This window comes from Micromonospora sp. NPDC005203, from assembly GCF_042872705.1.
In the GTDB taxonomy this organism is placed as follows: domain Bacteria; phylum Actinomycetota; class Actinomycetes; order Mycobacteriales; family Micromonosporaceae; genus Micromonospora.
In genome coordinates, this window is record NZ_JBIAKV010000001.1 from 585388 (window position 1) to 594219 (window position 8832).

The 8832-nt window shown below is 73.0% G+C and carries 12 protein-coding genes; 8 read left to right on the forward strand and 4 right to left on the reverse strand.

Features of this window, described 5'->3' with window-relative positions; translation table 11 throughout:
- Nucleotides 1-2: 2 nt before the first annotated feature.
- The 6 genes from ACFYPM_RS02860 to ACFYPM_RS02885 all read left to right on the forward strand — a co-directional run bounded on the left by ACFYPM_RS02860 (nt 3) and on the right by ACFYPM_RS02885 (nt 5566).
- Nucleotides 3-878 carry a PH domain-containing protein gene (locus ACFYPM_RS02860; RefSeq protein ID WP_357241182.1) on the forward strand — a complete coding sequence of 292 codons (876 nt, stop codon included), beginning with the start codon at nt 3-5 and terminating at the stop codon, nt 876-878.
- A 103-nt stretch (nt 879-981) separates the two neighbouring features.
- Nucleotides 982-1755: a SigE family RNA polymerase sigma factor gene (locus ACFYPM_RS02865; RefSeq protein ID WP_387190601.1), complete on the forward strand. Its 774-nt coding sequence runs from the start codon at nt 982-984 to the stop codon at nt 1753-1755.
- Nucleotides 1752-3011: a hypothetical protein gene (locus tag ACFYPM_RS02870; RefSeq protein WP_387190603.1), complete on the forward strand. Its 1260-nt coding sequence runs from the start codon at nt 1752-1754 to the stop codon at nt 3009-3011. Before ACFYPM_RS02865 ends, ACFYPM_RS02870 begins: the two co-directional genes overlap by 4 nt.
- 61 nt (nt 3012-3072) lie before the next feature.
- Nucleotides 3073-3945 carry a PHP domain-containing protein gene (locus tag ACFYPM_RS02875; RefSeq protein ID WP_387190605.1) on the forward strand — a complete coding sequence of 291 codons (873 nt, stop codon included), beginning with the start codon at nt 3073-3075 and terminating at the stop codon, nt 3943-3945.
- Nucleotides 3946-3986: 41 nt separating this feature from the next.
- On the forward strand, nt 3987-4601 hold the full coding sequence (locus ACFYPM_RS02880; RefSeq protein ID WP_357557638.1) for a MarC family protein: 615 nt from the start codon (nt 3987-3989) through the stop codon (nt 4599-4601).
- A gap of 44 nt (nt 4602-4645) precedes the next feature.
- Nucleotides 4646-5566 carry a RecB family exonuclease gene (locus ACFYPM_RS02885; protein ID WP_387190608.1) on the forward strand — a complete coding sequence of 307 codons (921 nt, stop codon included), beginning with the start codon at nt 4646-4648 and terminating at the stop codon, nt 5564-5566.
- 21 nt (nt 5567-5587) lie between these two features.
- Here the strand turns inward: ACFYPM_RS02885 and ACFYPM_RS02890 are convergent, their stop codons facing one another.
- Both ACFYPM_RS02890 and ACFYPM_RS02895 read right to left on the reverse strand, forming a co-directional pair.
- Complete coding sequence (locus ACFYPM_RS02890) at nt 5588-6451, reverse strand: oxygenase MpaB family protein (protein WP_387190610.1); 864 nt, start codon at nt 6449-6451, stop codon at nt 5588-5590.
- A 60-nt stretch (nt 6452-6511) separates the two neighbouring features.
- Nucleotides 6512-6940 (reverse strand): Fur family transcriptional regulator, encoded by a 429-nt coding sequence (locus ACFYPM_RS02895; protein ID WP_387190612.1) that lies wholly within the window; start codon nt 6938-6940, stop codon nt 6512-6514.
- A gap of 204 nt (nt 6941-7144) precedes the next feature.
- On the opposite strand from ACFYPM_RS02895, the gene ACFYPM_RS02900 reads away from it, so the two are divergent.
- A complete protein-coding gene (locus ACFYPM_RS02900) occupies nt 7145-7627 on the forward strand; it encodes a DUF2231 domain-containing protein (protein ID WP_387191430.1) in 483 nt (160 codons plus the stop codon).
- An 88-nt stretch (nt 7628-7715) separates the two neighbouring features.
- Here ACFYPM_RS02900 and ACFYPM_RS02905 read toward each other — a convergent pair whose 3' ends face one another.
- Complete coding sequence (locus tag ACFYPM_RS02905; protein ID WP_387190614.1) at nt 7716-8048, reverse strand: hypothetical protein; 333 nt, start codon at nt 8046-8048, stop codon at nt 7716-7718.
- Nucleotides 8049-8153: 105 nt separating this feature from the next.
- On the opposite strand from ACFYPM_RS02905, the gene ACFYPM_RS02910 reads away from it, so the two are divergent.
- Entirely contained in the window at nt 8154-8333 is a 180-nt protein-coding gene (locus ACFYPM_RS02910; RefSeq protein ID WP_387190616.1) for a hypothetical protein, read from the forward strand.
- A 29-nt stretch (nt 8334-8362) separates the two neighbouring features.
- On the opposite strand, the gene ACFYPM_RS02915 is transcribed toward ACFYPM_RS02910, so the two are convergent.
- Nucleotides 8363-8832: hypothetical protein (locus ACFYPM_RS02915; RefSeq protein ID WP_387190619.1), on the reverse strand; the 470-nt coding region annotated here is incomplete at its 5' end.

Sequence of the window (8832 nt, forward strand, 5' to 3'; positions counted from 1 at the left end):
CGATGGGCAGCCCTTCCGGTCCACCCTTCGACCCGGACGACCCCGACCGGGAACGTCGCGAGCGAGACACTGAGCCGATCCCACGGATCGGGCCTGATGATGGCCCGGACTACGGGGCCGGTCCCGGCCTGTCCGACGGTCCGTCCCTTTCGGACGACGTCGGCTATGGCGACGGGCCCGGCTACGCCGGCCAGGGTCGTTCGGGTCGAGCGTGGATCCGGGACCCGGAGGCCGGCTACCAGCAGCCGCAGATCTCCGAGGACGAGCTGGCCGGCTTGCGCGCGGACGCGACGGGCGCGACCCCTCGGCGGGTGCTGCCCCTGGAGGACGAGCCCAGCTCGCTGGTCGCCCGCTACCTCTTCCCCACCGAGCGCTACCGGGGTGAGTGGAAGCGGCACTGGATCCACCTCACCAACCCGCTCCTCATCGGCGTCGCGGCGACCTTCGTGCTCGGCTACCTCTCCGGCTTCCTCGCCGGCAACGACGTGGGCGCGCTGACCACCATCGCCGTGCTGCTCTGGTTCGCGGTGATGGGGTGGGTGGCGTGGAAGGTCGCCGACTGGTGGTACGACCGCTTCATCCTGACCAACAAGCGGGTCATGGTGGTCAACGGCATCGTCACCCGCAAGGTGGCGATGATGCCACTGGTCCGGGTCACCGACATGAAGTACGAGCAGACGCCGACGGGGCGCGCCCTCAACTACGGCACCTTCGTGCTGGAGTCCGCCGGCCAGGAACAGGCGCTCCGCGAGGTCAAGAATCTGCCCAACCCGAACGAGCTCTACCTGCGTGTGGTCGAGGAGATGTACGAGCCGCAGGCAGTCGAGGCTCGGCTCGGCAAGGAGGCCGACGAGGCCAAGGCCGACGACGGGGCGTGAAGGTTTCCGACCGAACATCGGAGCAAGTGCGCACCTTTCGCCATGGACCAGAACTCCTCTGACGTGGCACTCTGCCAGGACGGCCGGGGTGTGGAGGTGGGCGGTGGCGAGCAGGGATCCGTTGGAGGAGCAGTTCCGCGAGTTCGTCGCGGCCCGCTCCGCCGCGCTCCTTCGCACCGCCTACCTGCTCACCGGCGACTGGGCCACGGCCGAGGATCTGCTGCAGACCGCGCTGACCAAGACCTACCTCGCCTGGAAGCGGCTCGGGGGGATCGAGGCCGTCGAGTCGTACGCCCGGCGGGTGATGGTCAACACGTCGACCAGTTGGTGGCGGCGACGCTGGCACGGTGAACGCCCCACCGAGGTGTTGCCGGAACGCGCCGGTGTCGACGAGATCTCGCAGCAACTCGACCGGGACCTGCTCTGGCGGCACCTCCGCGAGTTGCCCAGCCGGCAGCGGGCGGTGCTGGTGCTCCGCTACTACGAGGACCTGTCGGAGGCGCAGACCGCCGCGTTGCTGAACATCTCACCGGGCACGGTGAAGAGCCAGTCGTCCCGGGCGCTGGCCACGCTGCGCCGTCGGATGGGCGCCGACACGCCGGACCTGACCGCCGCTGCCGGTGCTGCCGGTCGGCCGGCAGCTGCCGGCGGGTCGGCCGCCGCGGCCGGTCGGTCCGGCGGGTCGGGCGCCCCGACCGGACCGGTCCCGACCGCCGGTGCCGCCGCCACGCGCAGAGCGCGCCAGTCGGCCGGCCGCCCCGAGCCCCGCCCGGCCACTCCCCGCCCGGCCGCGCCGCAGCCGATCGGCCCGCAGGTCGTGCTCCCCTCCGCCCCGGCGCCCGTGCCAGTCGGCACTGGCCCCGGGGAGCAGCAGTGAGCGCATTGCCGGGCCAGCCCGACAACCGGACGGACGGCCCGCGGCGTTCTTACCAGGTGCGGCCGGACGAGCTGGAAGGTGCGGTGCGGGAGACCCTCTCGGGCCAGGTCGACCTCGCCCGCCCACAGAGCGTCGACCCGGCAGGCCAGGCCATCCGCCGCGCGAACCGGATCCGGCGGCGGCGTACCGCGGCCGGCCTGGCCATCGGGGCGGTCGCCACCGTCCTGCTCAGCGCCGGCATGGCACAGCTCGGGGCCGAGACCGGACGCGAGGACGCACCCATCGTGGTGATCGGTGACCCGGACCTGTCCGGTCGGCCGATCCCGACAGCCAGCGCTTCCGGCACCGATCCCTCGCCCGGACCGTCAGCGGCCCTGCTCGGGACCGAGACGCTTGTCGGCCCCGACGGCCGACGGCTGGTGCTGCCCGACGTCGGGTCGGCCGAAAGCGCCCAACTCCTGCCCGGTGGCGGCGGTTGGCTGGTGGTCAGTACGCGGACCACCGCGGGCCGCTCCCTCCGGGTGGTGCAGAACGACGGCCTGGTGCAGGTGCTGCTGGCCGGAGCGGGTTCGATCGTGCTGGCCCCGGACAGCCGGCAGGTCGCCTGGCGGGACGGCAGCGATCTGCTGGTGGCGGGGGTGGTCGGCGGTCAACTCATCGGTGCGGCGCGCACCGCGGCGCCCGCCGGCGCGGTGCCCGTCCGGTTCGTCGGCGACAGCGTGCTGGTCCGACCCGACCCGGCGGACGCCGGCCACACCCTCTGGCGGCCCGGCGCGGGGCCGTTGACCGAGGCCGTCGACCAGGAAACCCTCAACTTCTACGGTGGGCTGCCCGACGGGCGGCTCGTCGGGCAGATCTCCACCGAACCGGGTCGGACGTGCCTGGCCGTGCTCGACCCGACCCGTCACCTGCGCCCCGCCGAGACCGGCTGCGGGCCGGAGCTCAGCCAGGACGGCGTCGGCGGAATCTCCGCCGACGGGCGGTGGCTGCTGGTGAACGGGCGGGTCGGCAAGACCAGCCAGGCGCTGCTGGTCGACCTGCGGCGGCTCGGGTCGAACCCGACAACCGTCTCGGCCGGGCCACCGATCACCGGTGCGATCGTCTGGGCCGACGAGTCCCACGCCTCCTACCTCGACGCCGCCGGCGCGCTGGTCCAGGTCGACATCGCTCGGGTGCGGGCAGGGGAACCCGCGAGCCCCGCCGCGGTCTCCGGCGTGCCGGCCGGGGACCGGCCGGTCCTGGTGGCCGGCCTCTGACCCGCCCGGTCGAGGTGACCTCCGTGAGCCGGGCGCGGTTGTTCCTCGGTAGCGTCGGACGGTGACCTCGCGTACCGGCTCCGTTCCGCGTATCGACCTGCACACCCACTCGACGGCCAGCGACGGCACGCTGCCCCCGGCTGAGCTGGTTCGGGCTGCCGCCGAGGCGGGGCTGGACGTGCTGGCGATCACCGACCACGACACCACCGCCGGCTGGGCGCCGGCCGTGCGGGCGTTGCCGCCGGGACTACGCCTGATCCGGGGGGCGGAGCTGTCGTGTCGATGGTCCGGTAGCCGGCCCGCGGTGCCGCTGCACCTGCTCGCGTACCTGTTCGACCCGGACCACCCGGAACTGGCTGCCGAGCTGGGCCGGGTGCGAGCCGCCCGGGAGGAGCGCGGCGAACGGATCGTCGGGCTGCTGCGAGCCGACGGCATCGACGTGAGCTGGCCGGACATCCTGGCCGGTGCCGGCGGCGGCACCGTCGGCCGCCCGCACATCGCGCAGGCGTTGATCCGGGCCGGCCTGGTCAGCAGCACCAGGGAGGCATTCGGCCCGGACTGGCTGGGCGAGCGCTACCGGCTGCCCAAGGACGACATCGACGTGTTCCGGGCGATCCACCTGGTCCGGTCGGCGGGCGGCGTGCCGGTCTTCGCCCATCCCCGGGCCACTCGGCGCGGTCGGGTGGTGCCCGACGAGTCGATCGCCGAGCTGGCCGCCGCGGGGCTGGCCGGGCTCGAGGCCGACCACGAGGACCACAGCCCGGCCGAACGCGAGCACGTGCGAGCGCTCGCCGCCGAGTTGGGGTTGTTCGTCACCGGTTCGTCGGATTTTCATGGCACCCACAAATCCGTCCAGCTCGGTGCCTTCACCACGAGCGTCGATGCGCTTGAGCGGATCGCCGCCGCCGGGGTGACCGAGGTCGCTTCGGGCTGATCCGGGTATTTTGCCCACTCGGGCGCGGCTAGGTTGATCACGTGGATCTGAAGCTGTTCGGCGAGGTCTTCGTGACCCTGCTGGTGATCACCGACCCGCCGGGCATGATGCCGATCTTCCTGGCGTTGACCGGCCCGCTGCCCGCCCGGGACCGTAACCGGGCCGCCTGGCAGGCCGTCACGCTGGCGTTGGGCGTGATCGTGGTCTTCGCGGTGGCGGGGCAGACCCTGCTGGACTACCTGCACGTGGACCTGCCGGCGTTGCAGGCGGCCGGTGGGCTGCTGCTCGTGCTCGTCGCACTGGAACTGCTCACCGGGAAGACCGACGGCCCGAGCGCGGACGCCACCTCGAACATCGCCCTGGTGCCGCTGGGCACCCCGCTGCTGGCCGGTCCGGGCGCCATCGTGGCGACCATGCTCTTCGTCCAGCAGGCCGACGGGTTCGGCGACTTCACGGCCATCGCCGTGGCGATCCTCGCCGTGATGCTCGCGGTGTGGATCGTCCTGCGCTTCTCCGGCGGCATCGTGAAGATCCTCCGGCCGGGCGGGATCGAGGTGCTGACCAGGATCGCCGGCCTGCTGCTGGCCGCGATCGCCGTGCAGCTCATCGCCGACGCGGTGTTCGCCTTCGTCACCCAGTACGTAAACATGACCTGACCGGCTCCCGCACGGTGTCGGGGGTGGGTGGCAGGATCGTAGGCGTGCGACGATCCTCCTCAGCGGGACGGCCTGCGGCCGGTGGCCGGGCTCCCCGACAGCGCGCCGGCGATGCCGAGCAGCTTGGCTTCGAGGGCATGCCGGAGCGACTGTTCGTCTGCACCCCGAGCAAACTCGGCGCGTACGCGGACTGCCCGCGCCGCTACCGCTACTCCTACGTCGACCGGCCGGCCCCGCCCAAGGGTCCGCCGTGGGCGCACAACTCGCTCGGCGCCAGCGTGCACACCGCCCTGAAGAACTGGTATGCGTTGCCCGCCGACCGGCGTCGCCCCGAAGCCCTGGCCACCCTGCTCAAGGGCACCTGGGTCCGCGAGGGTTACCGCGACGACGAGCAGGAGCGGGCCGCCTATCGGCGGGCGTTGGGCTGGTTGGAGGCGTACGTCGAGACGCTTGACGCCGACTCGGATCCGCTCGGTGTGGAGCGGGTGGTGGCGGTCAAGACCGCCGTGCTGGCGTTCAACGGCCGCACCGACCGGATCGATTCACGACCCGGGCCGGAAGGGTCCGAGCTGGTCATCGTCGACTACAAGACCGGTCGCACCGGCCTGGACACCGACGACGCCCGGGGTTCGCAGGCGTTGGCGCTCTACGCGTACGCGGCCGAGCGGGTGTTCCGCAAGCCGTGCCGTCGGGTGGAGCTGCACCACCTGCCGACCGGCACGGTCGCCGGCCACGATCACACCGTCGAGTCACTGGCCCGGCAGCTGACCCGCGCGGAGGAGACGGCCCGCGACATCATGGCCGCCGAACGGGCGGTCGCCGACGGCGCCGACGCGGACGAGGCGTTCCCGGTGGCGCCCGGCCCGCGCTGTGGCTGGTGCGACTTCCGGCGGCACTGCCCGACGGGCGCGCAGGTGCCGGGCAAGGAGCCGTGGGCGGCCATGGACCGGCACGTCGACGGCTGACCTCGGGTGGCGGCGGCCGGGTCAGCCGGTCAGTTGGCTGGCGGCGTGACGCGCGGCCCGCTCCTTGGCGGCCTGGATCAACGGCCCCTCCAGGTAACGACGGGGCACGGCGGCGAACGCGAGCCGCAGCGCGCGCACGGTCAGGTCCGCCGACACCGCGGTGGTCGGCAGACCGAGCCCGCCGTACATCCGGCGAGCCCAGGCCGGCAGCAGTGCGAAGGCGGTGCCGGCAATCCCCAGGTACGCCCAGCGGGGCGGGCCGAGGGTGAGCCCCAACCGGGCCGGCAGGCTGAGCTTCCACGGCAGCGGCGGAGCGGTGAGGAAGATCGCCGTCTCGGCGGCCTCGCGGGTCATCCGCAGCTCAGGCCGTACGTCGCGGTAGTAGTCCTCGACCTCGGCCGCGGTGCCCGGCACGGTGGCCGGGTCCAGACCGACCAACTCGGCGGATCGGCGCTGCTCGCTGTAGTAGCCGTCCACCTCGTCGTCGCTCAGCGGCAGCCCGGCCCGCCGGGCCGTGCTGAGGAACGACTCCACCTCGGTGACATGCACCCAGCGCAGCAGGTCCGGTTCGTCGATCCGGAACTCCTCGCCGGTGCGCAGGTCGGTGGCCCGCAGCCGGTCGTGCAGTCGGCGCAGCCGGGCTCCGGCCGCCTCCGCCTCCGCGCTGGTCCCGTAGACGGTGGTTGCGACATAGGTGGCGGTGCGGACCAGGCGGCCCCACGCGTCGGTGCGGTAATTGCTGTTCTGCGCGACCCCGGCCATCGCCCGAGGGTGCAACGCCTGGAGGTAGAGCGAGCGCAGGCCGGCGACGATCAGGATCGGCTCCTCGTGCACCTTCCACGTGACCGAACCTGGACCGAAGAGGCCGAGGTCATCGGAGTCCACCGTCCAAGAGTGCCACGCTCGGGTCGACCCCGTCGGACACGTCCCGTCGGCGCCGCCCGGTCACACGTCGGCGGAGCGGCGCGCCCGGCAGCCCGGGCAGAGACCCCAGAAGGTCACTTCCGCCTCGTCCACCTCGAACCCGTGCGTCACGTTCGGCTCCAGACACGGTGCGCTGCCCACCGCGCAGTCGATGTCGGCGATCTCGCCGCAGCCCCGGCAGACCACGTGATGGTGGTTGTCGCCGACACGCGCCTCGTAGCGGGCGGGACCGCCGGCCGGCTCGATCCGGCGGGACAACCCGGCCCGGGACAGCGCGCCCAGCACGTCGTACACCGCCTGGGTGGAGACCGAGTCGAGGCGTTCCCGGACGCGCCGGCTGATCTCGTCGACCTCCAGGTGACCGCCGCCGGCCAGCACGTCGAGCACCGCGAGGCGGGGCCGCGTGACACGCAGGCCCTTCGATCGCAGCAGCTCCTCGGCGGCGGACATGCGCCAATGACAGCACGCGCGACAAACATCGACAACCGTCGCCTGGCCCGGGTGGTCGCCGACACAGCCCGGGAAGATCGGGCCTGCTGCCTCCGACGGTGAACCCGATCGACGCGGCGCGCGTGTGACCGGTCGAGAGCCTGGGGACGGCCGGTCGGGCCGTACGCCTGCGCTCTCCTGACCATGATCCACCTGGAGGGTTCGATGTTCGAGGAGATCCTCGGTCTGCCGGGACACGTCCTGGTGGTCCACGCGGTCGTCGTGTTCGTGCCGCTGTTGGCGGTGCTGGCCATGGCGTACGTGGGGCTGCCGCGGTGGCGGCACCGGCTGGACTGGGCTCTGGGCCTCCTCGCCGTGGCGGCGCCGGTGACCGCGTTCGTGGCCGTCAAGTCGGGTGAGGTGTTCACCGACGCGCTTGTCGCCCGGGGCTTCCAGGGACCGATCCTCAACCAGATCTTCGAACACTCCCGCTACGGCGACATCCTCTTCCGGATCGTGGTGCCGCTCGGGATCGGGGCCGTTCTGCTGCTGGTGGCGACCAGTGGACATCCCCGGGTGCCGCAGCTGCCGACGCTTGTCACCCCCGTGCTGGCGGTGGCGGTCGTGGCGCTGTCCATCGCCGCCCTGGTCTACGTCTATCTCACCGGCCACAGCGGCGCCGAGGCCGTCTGGGGCACCACCCTCTGACCCTCCGCCTCGGCTCGCCGCTCCAAGGCCTGCTTCATCGGAACTGGCCTTGACTCCGCCTCGGCTCGACCGCCCGTATGAACAGGCCTTAGAAGATGATTCGCGAGCAGAGCAGGCAGACCACGACCACCAGCACCACGGCGGCCCCCACCCCGAAGCCGTAGGTGACCCGCTGCGAGCGCTGCTCAGCCACGTCCAACTCGGCCATGTCCTGCGGGGGTAGCCGTCGTGGCGGCGCCGGCCGCAGATGTACGGGTGGCCGCCAACCGGCCGGCGGCGGCACGGTCGGCGGCGGGCCGACATAGCCGCTCGCGGGGGTGCTCGTGGACGAGGCGGAGGGTTGGGCCGCCACCGCTTCGTCACCGGTGCCGGGCCGTCGCCAGTAGTCGTCCGGGGTGCTGCCACCGCTGGGGGTCGTCACGCCGTCCGACGCTACCAACGCGACCGGCGGCCCGTCCGCTTCTGCGCGACGCGCCACCGTCGGCGACCGGTCCACTGCCCGTTCGCTGCGCTAGTCTTGCCGCTCGTGAGCCCCTTGGAACCCGGCAACCAGGCCGCGCCCGACGACGACCGCACCGTCGACCTGAGCGAGGACTTCGTGGTGCTGCCCGAGCAGACCTCCGACGACACCGACCGGGGCTGGGGCGAGCGGGCGGCTGGCAACGACGACTGGCTGCTCGCCGAGCGTCCTCCGCACTGGGACTGACGCCGAGCGCGGCCAACTCCCGGCGCGACTCAATCGCGGACGACAATCGCGAAGCGCGTGCCCTCCGGCAACCCGACGGTGCGTTGCGCCTGGTCCGGGCGGAGCGCCAGATAGAGCGCCGGGGACCTGTCGGTCGGGGCGGCACCCAACACGTCCAGCACCAGCGCCGCCGCAGCGAGCAACACCGCTTCCGTGCCCACCCCGCCCGGTGCCACCGCGAGCAGGTCGACCCGGACTCCTGGACGGGCTACCGCCAGGGCGGCCGGCTCGGCCAGCCGGACCGGCACCCCGACAGCCCCGCTCGGCAGCGGCAGCGGACCCGCCGTGCCGCTGTCGGTGCTTGCGCTGCTCCTGGCGGGGGCCGTGTCGCTGTCGGTGGTTGGCCCGCTCCCGGGGGGCGTGCCGCTGTCGGTGGTTGGCCCGCTCCCGGGGGGCGTGCCGCTGTCGGTGGTTGGCCCGCTCCCGGGGGGCGTGCCGCTGTCGGTGGTTGGCCCGCTCC